Here is a 16,229-nt window from a genome sequence, read left to right as displayed (position 1 = left end):
TGCCACACCGCACTCGACGGCCAGCCACCGATCAGCCGTGTCAACAACGCTGCAGGTCAATACAGCTAGGCCGTCTCTTTCGGATCTTGCCGGGCGTCGCGGGCCCGGCAAGATCCGAAAGGGACGACCTAGCGGGGGAGCAGTGCGCCGCTGAAGAGGCCGCGGAGGGTGTGGGTCGCTGCCAGGAGCCAGGCGGTCAGCAGGGCGAGGAAGAGGGCGGTGGCGAGCCAGGCGAAGGCGGTCAGGCCGGTGTGGTGGGCCAAACCGGTGGCGCCGGTGACGCAGGTGCCGACGGGGAAGGTCAGGGCCCACCAGGTCATTGCGAAACCCATGCCGCCCCGGGCCGCCCGGACCAGCAGGGCCACGGCCAGGGCCAGCCACAGCAGGGCGAAACCCATCACGGGGACCCCGTAGACCACGGCGAAGGCGCCCAGTGCGCCCGCGTAGGTGCCGTCGATCGACTGGGGGGCGACGTCGGCGAGCTGGTTGACGGCGGTGGTGGACTGGCCGAGGGGGCCGAGGACCAGGAACAGGGTGGGGGTCAGGACCAGCGGCAGCGGGCCGCCCACCAGCAGCCGCCCGAAGATCAGGGGGAGCATCAGCAGGGTGGCGAGCAGGCTGATGCCGAACATGGCGTAGCAGGCGAGCAGCAGGGCCTCGCGGGGCTGACCGGCCGGCAGGTGGGGTATCAGCAGCGGGCCCACGGCGGCGGAGACCATGGGGGCGACCAGGGGGAGCAGCCAGACGGGAGTGGCCTGCCCGGGCTCCACCTTGTGCCGTACGACCATCAGGTAGGGCACGGCCACGGCCATGACCAGGCCGATGGCGGTACCGGCGGTGAAGAGCACGGCGTCCACGGCGACGGCGGCGCCGGTCCCGATGAGGTCCTTGCCGACGATGAGGGTGCCGCCGCCGACGGCCAGCAGCGCCATCGCGAGGCACCCGTAGAACGGGGCGACGGCCGGGTCGAGGAGGTGGGCGCGGGCCTGGTCGCGGTGGTGGATCCAGTGCCCGGCGCGGGCCGTGAGGAGCACGGCGAGGGCGGCGGCGGACAGCGCCCAGACGAGCTGGCAGGCCACGCGCTGGCCGGGGAGCTGGTACGGGAGGGTCGCGCCGGCGTTGGCGACGATCGCCGTGCCCATGACGGAGGCGTACCAGTTGGGGCCGAGGTGCCGCAGCGCAGGGGCCTTGTGGGCCCGGGCTGCGGGAGTGATGTGGGTGCGGGGTCGCACGAGGGTGGTGGCCATGGACCCAGCCTCGCGCCGGGGAGGGCGGGGCGGCAGAGGTCATCTCCCTATGAGGCCATAAACTGATGTTATGGGCAATGACGAGTGGGTTCCGCTGGCGCACCGGGTACCGGACCTGGGCGCGCTGGAGCTGCTGCTCGCGGTCGCGCGGGTCGGCAGCCTGAGCGGCGCGGCCCGGCGGCTGGGGATCACCCAGCCCGCCGCGAGCAGCCGGATCCGGGCCATGGAGACCCGGCTCGGTGTGGCCCTGGTGGACCGCTCCCCGCGCGGCTCGACGCTGACGGCCGAGGGCGCGCTCGTCACGGACTGGGCCCGGCGGGTGGTGGAGGCGGCGGAGGCCTTCGACGCGGGGGCGCAGGCGCTGCGGGGGCGGCGGGACTCGCGGCTGCGGGTGGCCGCCAGCATGACCATCGCGGAGTACCTGCTGCCGGGCTGGCTGATCGCCCTGCGCGGACAGCGGCCGGACACGGCGGTGTCCCTGCACGCCGGGAACTCGGCGGTGGTCGCCGAACGGGTCATCGCGCACGAGGCGGACCTCGGCTTCGTGGAGGGGCTGACCGTGCCCGAGGGCCTGGACTCGGCGGTGATCGCGCAGGACCGCCTGGTGGTGGCGGTGGCCCCGGGCCACCCGTGGGCGCGCCGGGCCCGGGGGGTGGAGGCGGCGGAACTGGCCTCGACCCCGCTGATCCTGCGCGAGCGGGGCTCCGGGACGCGGCAGGTCCTGGACGCGGCGCTGGCCCCGGCCGGCGGGGTGGCCGTACCGCTGCTGGAACTGGCGTCGACCACCGCGGTGAAGGCGGCGGCGCTGAGCGGTGCGGGGCCGTGCGTCCTGTCGGAGCTGGCGGTCGGGGACGAACTGCGCGGGCGGCGGCTGGTGGAGGTCCCGGTGGTGGGCGCGGCCCTCGACCGGGCCCTGCGGGCGGTCTGGCCGACGGGCTCCCGCCCGGCGGGCCCGGCGCGTGACCTGCTGTCCCTCACCCACCGCCGGATCTAGGGCGTGTCTGGTCCGTTCGGGGGAAGAGGGATCGATTCGGCGCGGTGCGGGCGGTGACCGAGGTGCGCGACGCCGGAAAGGTGGCTCCTGCACGTTTGTCGCTCTCCCGAGGAGAACCCAGATGCGTCTTCGCCATGCCGCCGTCGCCGCCTTCGGCGCCGTCACCCTGCTGCTCACGATCCCGACGTCGGCCTCGGCCGCGGAGGGCCAGTTCCAGTACACGGTCACCGGTCTCGACGGCCGGCCGCTGAGGGTCGTACTGGAGAACCCGCCGAGCGGGGAGTGCATCACGCTGCCCGAGGTGGCCGACCCCTCGGCCAGTTCCCCGGCCCACTCGCCGCGGAACCGGACCGACGAGCCGGCGCTCGTGTTCACGGAGCCGGACTGCACGGGTCGGGAGTTCACGCTGAGGCCGCGCACGGGCTACGGCACGGAGCGCCTCGAACTGCGGTCGGTGGTCTTCGTCCGACCCGAGTGAGGAACGGCCGCCGGCCGCCGGGACCGGCCCCGCGCGGGCCGGCTCAGCTCTCCGAGCTGAGCCGCTTCGTCAGGAGCGAGCCCGCGACGATCAGGGCGACCCCCAGCCACCACATGTTGTCGAAGACGAGCACGGCGATCCCGATCGGGATCAGCAGGCCCGCCAGCGGCAGCAGCAGCCCGGCCCAGTTCGTCGGTTCGGGCTCTTTCCCGGCGGCCGCGCGGGCGGCGCGGGCGCGGACCACGTCCGGGTACCAGACGGTGAACTTCAGCGCGGCGACGATGGCCAGGATCTGGATGATCCAGCCGGTCCAGATGTTGTTCGGGTTGTGCAGGACGAGGTCCCCGTAAGCGCCCGCGGCAGCAGCCACCAGGAACGCGACGCCCCACGCGCCCGTGATCATGTAGTTGGTACGCAGGAAGCCCCGGGTGTGCCAGAGCGACGGATCCGCCTGCTCGCGGGCGTACTGGAGGGTGAAGGGCATCCGCACCGCCATCGAGCCGAAGGCGATCACGGCCAGCGCGATGTTGGAGACCTCGCCGGCGTACGTCTCCAGCCAGCGCCGTGTGCCCTCGCTCGCCAGGAGCCCGACGACGGCCATGGAGGCGAAGAACACCACGTCGGCGAGTTCCAGCAGCTTCCAGGACGTGCCCCGGTTGACCAGGCGGCTCACCGCGATCAGCGCGACGGCCGCGACCAGTGCCAGCCCGACCGCGAGCTCGAACCGTCCCGGGCCGACCAGCAGCGAGAAGATGATCCACGGGGCCATTCCGACGATCGGGTTCTCCAGGAACCCGGCCACCGGGCCGGACGCCGTGCCCTTCGGGTCGGTCCGCATCCTTCCAGAGTGCGCGCCCGGCGGGAGCCCGGCCAATCCTGCGCGGGGCCGCCGCCGGGTAGCCGCCGGGGGCGCGGGGCCGGGGTCAGCCCACCGGTACCGCGGTGCGGACGGAGGCCGCCTCGATCAGGGCGGACATCACCCGGGTGTCCTTGTCCCGCTCCGGGTGCCACTGCACGCCCAGCACCCACCGCTCCGGGTCGGGCAGTTCGATCGCCTCCACCGTGCCGTCGACGGCGTGGGCCGAGACGACCAGTCCGCGGCCGAGCCGGTCGACGGCCTGGTGGTGGTAGGTCGGCACCTGCGCCTCCTCCGGGACCAGGTCCGCGTACCGGGTGCCGGGAACCGGGCGTACCGGGTGCCAGGAGGTGGCGCCCGGGGTCTCGAAGTGGCCGTCGATGTGCTGGATGAGCGTGCCCCCGAGGGCCACGTTGAGGGCCTGCATGCCCCGGCAGATGCCGAGGACGGGCAGGTCCGCCTCCAGGGCGGCGGAGATCAGGGCCAGCTCCCAGTGGTCGCGGACCGTGGCGGGGGCGCCCGTACGGGAGTCGCGCGCGGCTCCGTAGTGCACCGGGTCCACGTCCGGGCCGCCCGCGACGACCAGGCCGTCCACCCGGCTCAGCACCTCCGCCGCCGAACCGGGTTCGTCCGGCGGGAGCAGCACGGCCGCGCCGCCCGCCGCCTGGACGAGTTCGTAGTACCCGGTCGGTACGAGGGATGTCGGGAGGTCCCACACCCCGTAGCGGGTGGAATCCTCGACGTAGGTGGTGATGCCGATGAGCGGCCTGGGCACGTTCGTTACCTCCAGCAGGGGGTAGGGCAGGGCAGGAACAGGGTTTCAGTCACGGCTCAGTTCCGCCTCGGCTTCCGCCAGAGCCGCGAACTCCTCCTCCGGGGCCGAGGCCACCAGGTGGTGCCGACTGTAGATCGCGAAGTAGGCCAGGGCGACGGCGTACACGGCGAGCGCGATGAACGCGGCGTCCTTGTCCACCAGGAAGGTGGCGACCAGGGCCGAGAGGGCGAGCGCGAAGGCCACCGAGGAGGTCAGGATCCCGCCGGGGGTGCGGTACGGACGCTCCAGGTCCGGCTCCCGGCGGCGCAGCACGATGTGCGAGAGCGCCATCAGGGCGTAGGAGATGGTGGCGCCGAACACCGCGATGTTGAGCATGCGGGCTCCGTCACCGGTGGCCGCGGCCAGGGCGAAGCCGATCGCGCCCGGGATGATCAGGCCCAGGTACGGGGCCTTGCGCTTCGAGGTGAGCGAGAGGAAGCGGGGCAGGTAGCCGGCCCGGGAGAGGGCGAACAGCTGGCGCGATCCCGCGTAGATGAGGGAGAAGAAGGAGGCGACCAGGCCGGCCAGGCCCGCGTAGTTCACGAAGCGGCTGAGCGCGGTCGGGCCGCCGTCCCCCTCCAGCGCCACGACCAGCGGGTTGCCGGCGGCCTTGACGGCGTCGGCGCCCTGGGCCCCGGTCGCGGCGAAGAAGGTGATCAGGGCGAGCAGGGCGAGGATGCCCATGGAGATGGAGAGGGCCTTCGGCATCGAGCGGACCGGGTCCTTGGCCTCCTCGGCCGCCAGCGGTACGCCCTCGACGCCGAGGAAGAACCACATGCCGAAGGGGAACGCGGCCCAGATGCCCAGCAGCCCCATCGGCAGCCAGGAGTTCGAGCCGAAGGCGTCGGCGTCGACCGGGATGTTGTTGAGGCCGGAGGCGTCGAACTCGGTGAGGGCCCCCACCGCGAAGATCAGCAGCGCGGCGACGGCGATCGCGGTCACGACGAGGCTGAAGCGCAGCGCCTCGCCGACGCCCCAGAGGTGGACGCCGATGAAGATGACGAAACAGCCGAGGTAGACCGGCCAGCTGGAGGTGAGGCCGAAGAGGCCGAGCGACTCGACGTAGTCGCCGATGAAGATGACGATCGCGGCCGGGGCCAGGATGTACTCGATGAGGATGGCGGTGCCGGTGAGGAAGCCGCCCCAGGGGCCCAGGGCGCGGCGGGCGAAGCCGTAGCCGCCGCCCGCCGTCGGCAGGATGGTGGACAGCTCGGCGAGCGAGAAGACCAGGCAGGCGTACATCGCACCCATGAGGACGGTGGCGATGGCGAGACCGCCGAAGCCGCCCTTGTCGAGGCCGACGTTCCAGCCGGAGAAGTCGCCGGAGACGACGTAGGCCACGCCGAGTCCGGTGAGGAGCAGCCAGCCGGCGCTGCCGCGGCGCAGCGTCCGGCGCGCCAGGTACTCGTCGGTGCCGTCCCCGCCGTCGGGGGACGTGGTGGGTGCGGGTACGGCTGCGAGCCGTGCCTCGATGTCGTCGGCCATCGTGCGCTCCTGCCTAGGGCAATGGTTGTGGGGCGTACCTTTGCCTTAGTGGAGTGGAGTGCGCAAGACCTCTGCGTTAAACAGAAGTTACGAAACCCTCCCGGCCGCCCCCGGAGCCGCTCAGGCCAGGAAGCCGCGGAGCAGTGCCGCCGTGCCGCAGCAGTGCTCGCGCATGGTCTCGCGGGCCCCGGCCGCGTCGCCCTCCAGCACCGCCGCCACCAGGGTGCTGTGCTGCTGCTGGGAGTGCTCCAGGTTCCGCACGAGCAGCGGGATGCAGTCCAGCAGGTCGTTCACGGTGGCCCGGACGGCCGCGTACTGGGCGGTCAGGGTGGCGGACCCGGCCAGCTCGCACAGGGTGAGGTGGAAGAGCGTGTCCTGACGGCGGTAGTCGGCGAGCGGGGCGTCGTGGGTGGCGGCCAGGGCGCCGAGCAGCCGCTCGGAGCCCTCCTCGGTCAGCCCCTGCGAAGCGCACAGCCCGGCCGCCCCCACCTCCAGGACCTCGCGGAACCGCAGGGCGTCCTCGATGTCCACGCCCGCGACGCGCCGGCGGAGCTCCTCCTCGGCGCCGCCGGCCGGGGTGTCGGGGCGGGGCAGTACGAACGTTCCGCCGTACCGCCCGCGGCGGGCCTCCACCAGGCCCTGGTCCTGCAGCACCTTCAGCACCTCGCGCAGGGTGACCCGGCTGATCCCCATCCGCTCCGCCAGCTCGCGCTCCGGCGGCAGGCGTTCGCCGCCCGGCACCAGACCCAGCCGGACCACCTGGAGGATCTGCTCCAGCGCCTCCTCGAAACCGTTGCCCGCCCGCACCTGGCGCAGCACGGGATTCAGACGCGCGATCGCGTCGCCTTCACTCGCCGTGTCGGTCATCTTGGCTCCTCCCCTTCCCAAGCAATGGTTCTATTCAATACCTTAGGCCTCCTCGGCTCACCGAAGGAGAGATTCCAGTGGTAGACCGCAAGCCGCCGCTCGCGCCCGAGGAGCTCCGCTCCCTCGTCGCCAGTGGTGAGATCGACACAGTCGTCCTGGCCTTCCCCGACATGCAGGGGCGGCTCCAGGGCAAGCGGTTCGCCGCACAGTTCTTCCTCGACGAGGTCCTCGAGCACGGTACCGAGGGCTGCAACTACCTCCTCGCCGTCGATACCGACATGAACACCGTCGACGGCTATGAGATGTCCTCCTGGGACCGGGGCTACGGCGACTTCGCCATGCACCCCGACCTCGCCACCCTGCGCCGCATCCCCTGGAACCCCGGCAGCGCCTTCCTCCTCGCCGACCTCGCCTGGAACGACGGCTCGCCCGTCGTCGCCGCGCCCCGGCAGATCCTGCGCCGCCAGCTGGAGCGCCTCGCCGAGGCCGGGTACACCGCGATGGTCGGTACCGAGCTGGAGTTCATGGTCTTCCAGGACACCTACGAGCAGGCCTGGAACTCGGGGTACCGCGACCTGACCCCCGCCAACCAGTACAACATCGACTACTCCGTCCTCGGGACCGGCCGCATCGAACCCCTGCTGCGCCGGATCCGCAACGAGATGCAGGCCGCGGGCCTGATCGTCGAGTCGGCCAAGGGGGAGTGCAACCTCGGCCAGCACGAGATCGCCTTCCGCTACGACGAGGCGCTCACCACCTGCGACCAGCACTCCGTCTACAAGACCGGAGCCAAGGAGATCGCCTCCCAGGAAGGTGTCTCGCTCACCTTCATGGCCAAGTTCGACGAGCGCGAGGGCAACTCCTGTCACATTCACCTCTCGCTGGCCGACGCGGACGGACGCAACGCGATGGCCGGTGACGGGCCGGGCGGAATGTCACCGGTGATGCGGCACTTCCTGGCCGGCCAGCTGGCCGCGCTGCGCGACTTCTCCCTTCTCTACGCCCCCAACATCAACTCGTACAAGCGTTTCCGGCCGGGATCCTTCGCCCCGACCGCCGTCGCCTGGGGCGTGGACAACCGGACCTGCGCGCTGCGGGTCGTCGGCCACGGCCGCTCCATGCGCTTCGAGAACCGCCTCCCCGGCGGCGACGTCAACCCGTACCTCGCCGTCGCCGGCCTGGTCGCCGCCGGGCTCTACGGCATCGAGCACCGCCTGGAGCTCCCCGAGGCCTGCGGCGGGAACGCGTACACCGCCGACTACGCCCACGTCCCCGCCACCCTGCGCGAGGCCGCAGAGCTCTGGGAGAACAGCGAGATCGCCAAGGCCGCCTTCGGCCCCGAAGTGGTCGCGCACTACCGCAACATGGCCCGCGTGGAACTCGACGCGTACGACTCCGCGGTCACCGACTGGGAGCTGCGCCGCTCCTTCGAACGCCTGTAGTCACCGCACGCCCTCGCGCGCCACCGAACGAATCTGAGAGGCACCACGTGTCCGATGCGCTGGCCCCCTTCAATCTGAGAGTGTTGAATCCGGCCACCGAGGAAACCGTCGCCGTCGTCCCGGCCGCCACACGGGACGACGTCGACGCCGCAGTCGCCCGGGCCGCCGCGGCCCAGCGCGGCTGGGCGGCGGCCGCCCCCGCCGACCGGGCCCGGTTGCTGCGCCGCTTCGCCGCGGTCGTCGACGGCCACATCGAGGAACTGGCTCAACTGGAGGTCCGCGAGGCCGGCCACACCATCGGCAACGCCCGCTGGGAAGCCGGCAACGTACGCGACCTCCTCGACTTCGCCGCCGGGGGAGTGGAACGGCTCGCCGGCCGCCAGATCCCCGTCGCCGGCGGCATCGACGTCACCTTCCTCGAACCCCTCGGCGTCGTCGGCGTGATCGCCCCCTGGAACTTCCCCATGCCGATCGCCGCCTGGGGCCTGGCCCCGGCCCTCGCCGCCGGCAACGCCGTCATCCTCAAGCCCGCCGAGACCACCCCGCTCACCGCGCTGCGCCTCGCCGAACTCGCCCTCGAAGCCGGGATCCCCGAGCATCTCTTCCAGGTACTCCCCGGCCGCGGGGACGTCGCGGGCGACGCACTCGTCGAACACCCCGGCGTCGCGAAGATCGTCTTCACCGGTTCCACCCGCGTCGGCAAGCAGATCATGGCCAAGTGCGCCGACCGGGTGAAGCGCGTCACCCTCGAACTCGGCGGCAAGAGCCCCAACATCGTCTTCGCCGACGCCGACCTCGAGGCGGCCGCCGCAGCGGCCCCCATGGCCTTCCTCGACAACTCCGGCCAGGACTGCTGCGCCCGCACCCGGATCCTCGTACAGCGCTCCGCCTACGACCGCTTCCTGGAACTCGTCGCCCCCGGCATCGCGGCCGTCGCCGTCGGAGACCCGCTCGACGAGAAGACGCAGATGGGCCCGCTGATCTCACGGACCCAACTCGACCGCGTACGGTCCTTCGTCACCGACGACCTCACCGCGATCCGCGGCACCGCCCCCGAAGGCCCCGGCTTCTGGTACCCGCCCACCCTCGTCACGGACGTCGACCCCACCGCGCCCGTGGCCGCCGAGGAGGTCTTCGGACCGGTCGCCGTCGTCCTGCCCTTCGAGGACGAGGAGGACGCCGTGCGCTTGGCCAACGCGACCGAGTACGGCCTCTCCGGCTCCCTCTGGACCCGCGACATCGGCCGCGCGCTGCGCGTCTCGCGTGCCGTCGCCGCCGGCAACCTGTCCGTCAACTCGCACAGCAGCGTCCGCTACTGGACCCCCTTCGGCGGCTACAAGCAGTCCGGACTCGGCCGCGAGCTCGGACCCGACGCCCTCACCGCTTTCACCGAGACCAAGAACGTCTTCATCAGCACGGAGGCCTGAACCCCATGTCCAACGAAGAGATCATCTGCCGCCGCCTGGTCGGCCGTACCGCCGTCATCACCGGAGCCGGCAGCGGCATCGGCCTCGCCACCGCCCGCCGCCTCGCCTCCGAGGGCGCCAACATCGTCTGCGGCGACATCGACGAGACCGCCGGCAAGGCCGCGGCCGAAGAGGTCGGCGGCACCTTCGTCAAGGTCGACGTCACCAGCCCCGAGGAGGTCGAGGCGCTCTTCAAGACCGCCTTCGACACCTACGGCTCCGTGGACATCGCCTTCAACAACGCGGGCATCTCGCCCCCGGACGACGACTCCATCCTGACCACGGGCCTGGAGGCCTGGAAGCGCGTCCAGGACGTCAACCTCACCTCCGTCTACCTCTGCTGCAAGGCGGCCCTTCCCTACATGCAGCGCCAGGGCCGCGGCTCCATCATCAACACCGCCTCCTTCGTCGCCATCATGGGCGCCGCCACCTCCCAGATCTCCTACACGGCCTCCAAGGGCGGCGTCCTCGCCATGTCCCGCGAGCTCGGCGTGCAGTTCGCCCGCGAGGGCATCCGCGTCAACGCCCTGTGCCCGGGGCCCGTCAACACCCCGCTGCTGCAGGAGCTGTTCGCCAAGGACCCCGAGCGCGCCGCCCGCCGCCTCGTCCACATCCCGCTGGGCCGCTTCGCCGAGCCCACCGAGATCGCTGCCGCCGTCGCCTTCCTCGCCAGCGACGACTCCTCCTTCATCAACGCCACCGACTTCCTCGTCGACGGCGGCATCTCCGGCGCGTACGTGACCCCGCTGTAGGCCCCACCCCCCAACGCCCCACCGCACCCCGGCCGGCCGGGCGCCGCAAGGTGCCCGGCCGCTCCCTTGCCCGACGCCCCCGACGCCCCCGACGCATCCCCGACGCCCCCGACGCCTCCCCGAAGGAGCAGCATGCAGAGAAAGTGGGCGGCCCCCCTCGCCCTCCTGGCGGTCACCGGATCCGGCCTCGTACTGGCCCCGCCGGCCCAGGCCGCACACGCGCCATGCACCCGGGTCACCATCGGCTCCGGCTGGTACGGGGACAACCAGGCCCGCCTCCAGCAGCTCATCGACCGGTACGGAAGCTGCAACCCCCACAGGCCCGGCCGCACCAAGCCCGTCGCCGTCTTCGACTGGGACAACACCGTCGTCAAGAACGACGTCGGCGACGCCACCATGTTCTGGCTGCTGCGCAACGGCCGCATCCGCCAGCCCGCCGCCGGGGACTGGTCCACCACCAGCCGCTTCCTCACCCCCGCCGCCACCGAGGCCCTCGCCGAAGCCTGCGGCACCCTCGCCCGCCCCGGCTCCCCGCTGCCCACCGGCACCCCCGCCGGAGCCGCCTGCGCCGACGAGATCAACGCCGTCTACGGCACCGCCGCGACCCGTACCGGCGCCGCCGCCTTCGCCGGCTGGGACCGCCGCACCACCGAACCCTCGTACGCCTGGCTGCCGCAGTTGATGCAGGGCTGGACCGCCCGCGAGGTCCGTGGCTTCGCCGCCGCCGCCCGCACCGAGAACCTCGCCGCGCCCGTCGGCGCCACCCAGCGGGTCGGCAGCGGCACCGCCACCGGCTGGGTCCGCTACTACGACCAGCAGAAGGACCTGGTCAAGGGCCTCCAGAAGGCCGGCTTCGACGTGTGGATCAGCTCCGCCTCCCCGCAGCCGGTCGTCGAGGTCTGGGCCCAGGGCGCCGGCATCAGGGCCGACCACGTCATCGGCATCCGCAACACCACCACTCACGGCGGGAAGTTCACGACCCACCTCCAGGGCTGCGGATCCGTCCGGGACGGCGCCGACACGATGATCACCTACATCGACGGCAAGCGCTGCTGGATCAACAAGGAGATCTTCGGCGTCCGGGGAGCGGCCGCCGAGAAGGTCCAGCCCGCCGCCCGCCGCCAGGTCTTCGCCGCCGGCGACTCCGACACCGACATCTCGTTCCTGCGCGACGCCACCGCCCTGCGCCTCGTCGTCAACCGCAACAAGAACGAGCTGATGTGCCGCGCCTACGACAACAGCGACGGCCGCTGGATCGTCAACCCCATGTTCATCGAGCCGAAGAAGCAGAAGACCGACTCCTACCCGTGCGCGACGTCCGGCTACCTCGACCACGACGGCACCAAGGGACCGGTCCTGCGGGGCGACCGGAGCGTCGTCCCCGACCAGACGGACTCCGTGTACTAGAGGAAGGTGCGCCCCTCACCCCGGTAGGTCGGCACGCTGTCGGTGCCCCGGTCGCCCTCGATCAGGTGCAGGGTGTCGAACCGCTCGCAGAGTTCGCCCGCCTTCGCATGGCGGAACCAGACCCGGTCGCCGATCAGCAGATCGTCGGCCGGGCTCCCCAGCAGCGGGGTCTGCACCTCGCCCGCGCCCTCCTGGGGGTCGTAGCGCAGGCCCTGGGGCAGATACGGCACCGGCAGCCGGTCCGCCCCGGCCGCACCGGAGGCCGGATAGCCGCCCCCGAGCACGGTCACCACGCCCACCCCGGGCCTGCGTACCACCGGCTGGGCGAACAGCGCCGCCGGACGCCCGCTGAAGGACGTGTAGTTGTCGAAGAGCCGGGGCACGTACAGGCCGGAACCCGCGGCGATCTCGGTCACCGCTTCCTCGGCGGCCGTCTGCTGCACACTGCCGGTCCCACCGCCGTTGACGAACTCCAGATCCGGTACGACGGCCCGCACGGCCCGCACCACCTCGGCCCGCCGGGCCGCCAGCTCCCTGCGGGCCGCGCCCTGCATCAGCCGGATCGCCCGCGACCGCAGCGGCCGACCGGCCAGCGCGTCCCCGACCCCGGCGACATGGCCCTCGTACGCCATCAGCCCCACGACCCGGAACCCGGGCCGCGCGGCCACCGCCCGAGCCAGCCCGGCCAGCTCCGCGGGCTCGCGCAGCGGGGACCGGCGGGCCCCGATCCGCACCCGGCCGCCGAGCAGTTGCAGCGCCGTGTCCAGCTCCAGGCACACCCGGATCTCCTCGGCGCCGCCGTCCCGGGCCGCATCGATCAGCTCCAGCTGCGCGACGTCGTCCACCATCACCGTGACGGCGCCGGCCAGCTTCGCGTCGTGCGCCAACTCGCCGAAGCCGGCGCGGTCGGCGGAGGGATAGGCGAGGAGCACGTCCTCGAACCCGGACCGGGCCAGCCAGAGCGACTCGGCGAGCGTGTACGACATGATCCCGGCGAACCCGGGCCGGGCGAGCACCCGTTCCAGCAGCGCGCGGCACCGGACCGACTTGCTCGCGACCCGGACCGGCTTGCCGGCGGCGCGGCGGACGAGATCGTCGGCGTTGGCGTCGAAGGCGTCGAGATCCACGATGGCCAGCGGCGCGTCCAGGTGCGCGGTCGCCCGGTCGTACCGGGCGCGGTCGGTGGCGGCGGAGTTCATGGGCGGCAGCTTGCCAGAGCTCTCTACCGGTGGGTAGTGCCGCGCGTCGAACGCCGGAAGGGCCGCCGGGCCGAGCGCGCGCCAAGGACCCGGTCTCCGCCCCGCATCCCGCGCCAAGGACCGGGTCTTCGCCCCGGAGCCCGCGCCTCAAACGCCGGCGGGGCCGGATGCGGGTGCGGTCGACCTGCCCCCGGCACCGGCACCCACCCCGCGCCGTCGACGCCGTAGAGTACGGGCAGGCAGCCGTACGGAACGGGGGGCGGAGCCGCCGGATGACCACGACGACACCGCGGACCGCGATCCTGGGCGAGCCCGAACCGCCCCAGCCCTCCCGCACTCACCCGCGCCGCCACCCCGCCCGCGTCGTCGCCGCCGCGCTCTGCGTCCTCCTCGGCGGCGGCCTCGTCGGCGGAGCCGCCCTCACCACCTGGGCCGAACACCGCGCCGCGAACCGCCCGCTCCCCGCCGACGCCGCCTACCGCAAGGCCGCGTCGCTCTGGCGTGCCGCCCCCGTCGACAGCCTGCTCCCGCCCGTCCTGACCGGCCCCTCCGCCGGCCCCGGCGGAGCCGACCGAACCTGGACCCGGATCGCGCTCGCCCCCGACGCCGAGTGCCCGACCGCCCTCGCCGCCGACTGGCAGAACCTGCTGGCCGCCACCGGCTGCACCCGCGTGCTCCGCGCCACCTACACCGACGCCACCCGCAGCTTCCTGATCACCGTGGGCATGGTCTTCACCCCCGCCGACGCCCGCACGATGACCTCCCTCGAGGGCCGGATACCCGCCCCGCCCGCGTACGGGTTCACCGACGCCCAACGCGCCGCCTGGGCCGTGTCCGTACCCGCCGAGGCCCCCGTCGTCGTCTACTCCGTCTCCGCCTTCGCCGACGGGCGCCCCGGGGACGGGCCCCGCCCCGCCGAGGACCTGATGAAGAAGGAGGCCACGGGAGCCGCCGCCCAGGCCGGCCTCGGCCACGAGGCGCGGGCGGTCGCCGACCGCATCGGCCACGGCCTCGCCTTCCTCGCCGCCCCACCGGCCGCACCCGCCCCACCGGCCGCACCCGCCTCACCGGCCGCACGCGCGACTCCGGCCGCACCCGCGACACCCGCCGCACCCACCCCGGAGCCCACTCGATGATCCGCAGGCCGTCCGGGCGGGCGTTGGGGCGGGCGGCCGCCGCCCTGCTCGCCGCAGCGACCCTCCTGGTGTCCGCCGCCGCGCCCCCCGCCGCCGCCGACAACATCCGCGACCGCCAGTGGGGCCTGCTCGCACTGCGCGCCGAGGAGGCCTGGGGCACCACCCGGGGCGACGGAGTGACCGTCGCCGTCCTCGACACCGGCGTCGACGAATCCCACCCCGACCTCACCGGGCAGGTCCTCGCGGGCACCGACCTCATCGGCATGGGCGCCGGCCCCGGCGACCGGGCCTGGGCCCGCCACGGCACCGCCATGGCCAGCATTATCGCCGGTCACGGCCACGGCCCCAGCCGGGGCCAGGGCGTCCTCGGCATCGCCCCGCAGGCACGGATCCTGCCGGTCCGGGTGATCCTCGAAGAGGGCGACCCTGGCCGAGCCAGGGCCCGCGACAGCAAGGGCGGCGCCCTCGCCGAGGGCATCCGGTGGGCGGCGGACCACGGCGCCGACGTGATCAATCTGTCCCTCGGCGACGACAGCGACTCCGCCCACCACGAGGCGGGCGAGGACGAGGCCGTCCAGTACGCCCTCGCCAAGGGCGTGGTCGTCGTGGCCTCGGCGGGCAACGGCGGCGAGGCGGGCGACCGCGTCTCCTACCCGGCCGCCTATCCGGGGGTCATCGCCGTCACCGCCGTCGACCGGCGCGGCAAGAAGGCCAAGTTCTCCACCCGCAACTGGTACGCGACCGTCAGCGCCCCCGGGGTGGACGTCGTGATCGCCGACCCCGACCGCTCGTACTACGAGGGCTGGGGCACCAGCGCCGCCGCGGCCTTCGTCTCCGGCGCCGCCGCCCTCGTCCGGGCCGCGCACCCGGACCTGTCCCCGGCCCAGGTGAAGAAGCTGCTGGAGGCGACCGCGAGCAACTCCCCGGCCGGCGGCCGCGACGACGCCCGCGGTCACGGACTGGTCGATCCCGTCGCCGCCCTCCAGGCCGCCGACGCGATGCGCCCCGAGGCCGCGGTGCCCGCGCCCGCGGCGGCCGGGAGCACGTACTTCGGCCCCGGACCCGAACGGGTCCGCCCGCCCGAGCGCGGAGCCCGGCTGGGGGCCCCGGCGGCAGCCGTCGCGGGGGCGGTGCTGCTGGTGCTGGCCGTCGTACTGGCGCGGCGCCCGCGACGGGGCGGCCGCGGCCGGGACCGGCCCCTCGCGGAACCGCCGTACCCGGCACAGTAGGGTCGGGTAACTGTGGAGAACATGGCGAACAAGAACATTCCCGACCCGGGCTTCTCCGACGACGACGGCTCCGCCGATCCCCGGCTGACGGCGGCCCTTGCCGCCTGGTCCGAGGACCGGGCGCGGGAGCAGGAGGTGCTGGCGGCGCTCAAGGGCGCCCGCCTGCTGGTCCCCGTGGTCGCAGTGCTCGGCGAGGTGGAGACCGACCCGGAAACCGGCCTGAAGCGCGAGAAGACCAGCGACATGGCCGTCCCGACCCTGCGTGCGGGCGACCGGCGGGCCCTGCCCGCCTTCACCTCGATCGCCTCGCTCGCGCTCTGGGACCCCGCGGCCCGGCCGGTGGCCGTCCCGCTGCACCAGGCGCTGGCCGCGGCCGCGCACGAGAAGGCCGACACCGTGGTCCTGGACCTGGCCGGCCCCGTCACCTACCAGCTCACCGGCTCCGCGCTGCGCGCGCTCGCCGAGGGCCGGACGGACGCGGGCCCACTGGCCGATCCCGCCGTACGGGAGGCCGTACGGGCCGCCGTGTCCGCGGAGCCGGCCGTGCTGCGCGCCCACCTCGGCCCGGGCGGCGCGGATTCCGACGGCACCCTGGCGATCGTGCTGGCCGAGGGTGCGCAGGGCGCCGCGGCGGCCCGTCGCGTCGCCGAGGCTCTGGCGGCGGACACCACCCTGCGGGCCCGGCTGGTCCGCGGGCTGGACCTGGCGCTGCTGCCGTCGGACGCTCCGGCCCCGCCCGGCGAGCCCCTGTTCGCCCGCTGACCTTCGCTGACCGGGACCGGGACCCGGACCCGCAGCCCGGACCCGCAGCCCTGACCGCAGGCCGGTCGGTGGACCACGGACATGACGACGGCCGG

15 protein-coding genes are annotated in these 16,229 nt (G+C 73.5%); 9 read left to right on the top strand and 6 right to left on the bottom strand.

Annotated elements, in window-relative coordinates:
* Positions 1–128: 128 nt before the first annotated feature.
* A complete protein-coding gene (locus tag IE257_RS28460; RefSeq protein WP_189972731.1) occupies positions 129–1,247 on the bottom strand; it encodes a TDT family transporter in 1,119 nt (372 codons plus the stop codon).
* Between the two features lie 70 nt (positions 1,248–1,317).
* Here IE257_RS28460 and IE257_RS28455 point away from each other — a divergent pair, with 70 nt between their 5' ends.
* Positions 1,318–2,241 carry a LysR family transcriptional regulator gene (locus IE257_RS28455; protein WP_189972730.1) on the top strand — a complete coding sequence of 308 codons (924 nt, stop codon included), beginning with the start codon at positions 1,318–1,320 and terminating at the stop codon, positions 2,239–2,241.
* A gap of 121 nt (positions 2,242–2,362) precedes the next feature.
* Positions 2,363–2,719: a hypothetical protein gene (locus tag IE257_RS28450; RefSeq protein WP_189972729.1), complete on the top strand. Its 357-nt coding sequence runs from the start codon at positions 2,363–2,365 to the stop codon at positions 2,717–2,719.
* A gap of 43 nt (positions 2,720–2,762) precedes the next feature.
* Here IE257_RS28450 and IE257_RS28445 read toward each other — a convergent pair whose 3' ends face one another.
* The 4 genes from IE257_RS28445 to IE257_RS28430 form a co-directional block, all read right to left on the bottom strand.
* Positions 2,763–3,557, bottom strand: a complete 795-nt coding sequence (locus IE257_RS28445; protein ID WP_189972728.1) for a hypothetical protein — start codon at positions 3,555–3,557, stop codon at positions 2,763–2,765.
* Between the two features lie 85 nt (positions 3,558–3,642).
* A complete protein-coding gene (locus tag IE257_RS28440; RefSeq protein ID WP_189972727.1) occupies positions 3,643–4,350 on the bottom strand; it encodes a gamma-glutamyl-gamma-aminobutyrate hydrolase family protein in 708 nt (235 codons plus the stop codon).
* A 45-nt stretch (positions 4,351–4,395) separates the two neighbouring features.
* Entirely contained in the window at positions 4,396–5,874 is a 1,479-nt protein-coding gene (gene eat / locus IE257_RS28435) for an ethanolamine permease (RefSeq protein ID WP_229920706.1), read from the bottom strand.
* A 120-nt stretch (positions 5,875–5,994) separates the two neighbouring features.
* Complete coding sequence (locus IE257_RS28430) at positions 5,995–6,741, bottom strand: FadR/GntR family transcriptional regulator (protein ID WP_189972726.1); 747 nt, start codon at positions 6,739–6,741, stop codon at positions 5,995–5,997.
* A gap of 77 nt (positions 6,742–6,818) precedes the next feature.
* On the opposite strand from IE257_RS28430, the gene IE257_RS28425 reads away from it, so the two are divergent.
* The 4 genes from IE257_RS28425 (at position 6,819) to IE257_RS28410 (ending at position 11,808) form a co-directional block, all read left to right on the top strand.
* Positions 6,819–8,183 carry a glutamine synthetase family protein gene (locus IE257_RS28425; RefSeq protein ID WP_189972725.1) on the top strand — a complete coding sequence of 455 codons (1,365 nt, stop codon included), beginning with the start codon at positions 6,819–6,821 and terminating at the stop codon, positions 8,181–8,183.
* An 80-nt stretch (positions 8,184–8,263) separates the two neighbouring features.
* A complete protein-coding gene (locus IE257_RS28420; protein ID WP_229920705.1) occupies positions 8,264–9,610 on the top strand; it encodes an aldehyde dehydrogenase family protein in 1,347 nt (448 codons plus the stop codon).
* 5 nt (positions 9,611–9,615) lie between these two features.
* On the top strand, positions 9,616–10,401 hold the full coding sequence (locus tag IE257_RS28415) for a 3-oxoacyl-ACP reductase (RefSeq protein WP_052877158.1): 786 nt from the start codon (positions 9,616–9,618) through the stop codon (positions 10,399–10,401).
* A gap of 132 nt (positions 10,402–10,533) precedes the next feature.
* Positions 10,534–11,808, top strand: coding sequence for a haloacid dehalogenase-like hydrolase (locus IE257_RS28410; protein ID WP_189972724.1), 1,275 nt, complete (start codon positions 10,534–10,536; stop codon positions 11,806–11,808).
* Here IE257_RS28410 and IE257_RS28405 read toward each other — a convergent pair.
* Positions 11,805–13,007, bottom strand: a complete 1,203-nt coding sequence (locus tag IE257_RS28405) for an amino acid deaminase/aldolase (RefSeq protein ID WP_189972723.1) — start codon at positions 13,005–13,007, stop codon at positions 11,805–11,807. The genes IE257_RS28410 and IE257_RS28405 overlap by 4 nt on opposite strands.
* A 272-nt stretch (positions 13,008–13,279) precedes the next feature.
* Between IE257_RS28405 and IE257_RS28400 the strand changes: the two genes are divergently transcribed.
* Genes IE257_RS28400 through IE257_RS28390 form a run of 3 tightly spaced genes read left to right on the top strand, consistent with a single transcriptional unit; the run spans position 13,280 to position 16,134 of the window.
* Entirely contained in the window at positions 13,280–14,143 is an 864-nt protein-coding gene (locus IE257_RS28400) for a hypothetical protein (RefSeq protein ID WP_189972722.1), read from the top strand.
* A complete protein-coding gene (mycP, locus tag IE257_RS28395) occupies positions 14,140–15,372 on the top strand; it encodes a type VII secretion-associated serine protease mycosin (protein WP_189972721.1) in 1,233 nt (410 codons plus the stop codon). Before IE257_RS28400 ends, mycP begins: the two co-directional genes overlap by 4 nt.
* A 21-nt stretch (positions 15,373–15,393) precedes the next feature.
* The gene (locus IE257_RS28390; protein WP_189972720.1) at positions 15,394–16,134 is read left to right on the top strand and encodes an SseB family protein; all 741 of its coding nucleotides are present in this window, start codon (positions 15,394–15,396) and stop codon (positions 16,132–16,134) included.
* The last annotated feature ends 95 nt before the right edge of the window (positions 16,135–16,229 follow it).

This window comes from Streptomyces avidinii, from assembly GCF_014650695.1.
GTDB lineage: Bacteria > Actinomycetota > Actinomycetes > Streptomycetales > Streptomycetaceae > Streptomyces > Streptomyces avidinii.
The sequence above is the reverse complement of the archived record's forward strand: the minus strand, read 5'-3'. Positions and strand labels throughout refer to the sequence as shown.

Excerpts from the sequence above, each read along its gene's own strand:
- IE257_RS28460 (WP_189972731.1), bottom strand. The coding sequence starts at position 1,247 with ATGGCCACCACCCTCGTGCGACCCCGCACCCACATCACTCCCGCAGCC.
- IE257_RS28455 (WP_189972730.1), top strand. The coding sequence starts at position 1,318 with ATGGGCAATGACGAGTGGGTTCCGCTGGCGCACCGGGTACCGGACCTG.
- IE257_RS28450 (WP_189972729.1), top strand. The coding sequence starts at position 2,363 with ATGCGTCTTCGCCATGCCGCCGTCGCCGCCTTCGGCGCCGTCACCCTG.
- IE257_RS28445 (WP_189972728.1), bottom strand. The coding sequence starts at position 3,557 with ATGCGGACCGACCCGAAGGGCACGGCGTCCGGCCCGGTGGCCGGGTTC.
- eat (WP_229920706.1), bottom strand. The coding sequence starts at position 5,874 with ATGGCCGACGACATCGAGGCACGGCTCGCAGCCGTACCCGCACCCACC.
- IE257_RS28430 (WP_189972726.1), bottom strand. The coding sequence starts at position 6,741 with ATGACCGACACGGCGAGTGAAGGCGACGCGATCGCGCGTCTGAATCCC.
- IE257_RS28415 (WP_052877158.1), top strand. The coding sequence starts at position 9,616 with ATGTCCAACGAAGAGATCATCTGCCGCCGCCTGGTCGGCCGTACCGCC.
- IE257_RS28410 (WP_189972724.1), top strand. The coding sequence starts at position 10,534 with ATGCAGAGAAAGTGGGCGGCCCCCCTCGCCCTCCTGGCGGTCACCGGA.
- IE257_RS28405 (WP_189972723.1), bottom strand. The coding sequence starts at position 13,007 with ATGAACTCCGCCGCCACCGACCGCGCCCGGTACGACCGGGCGACCGCG.
- IE257_RS28400 (WP_189972722.1), top strand. The coding sequence starts at position 13,280 with ATGACCACGACGACACCGCGGACCGCGATCCTGGGCGAGCCCGAACCG.
- mycP (WP_189972721.1), top strand. The coding sequence starts at position 14,140 with ATGATCCGCAGGCCGTCCGGGCGGGCGTTGGGGCGGGCGGCCGCCGCC.
- IE257_RS28390 (WP_189972720.1), top strand. The coding sequence starts at position 15,394 with ATGGCGAACAAGAACATTCCCGACCCGGGCTTCTCCGACGACGACGGC.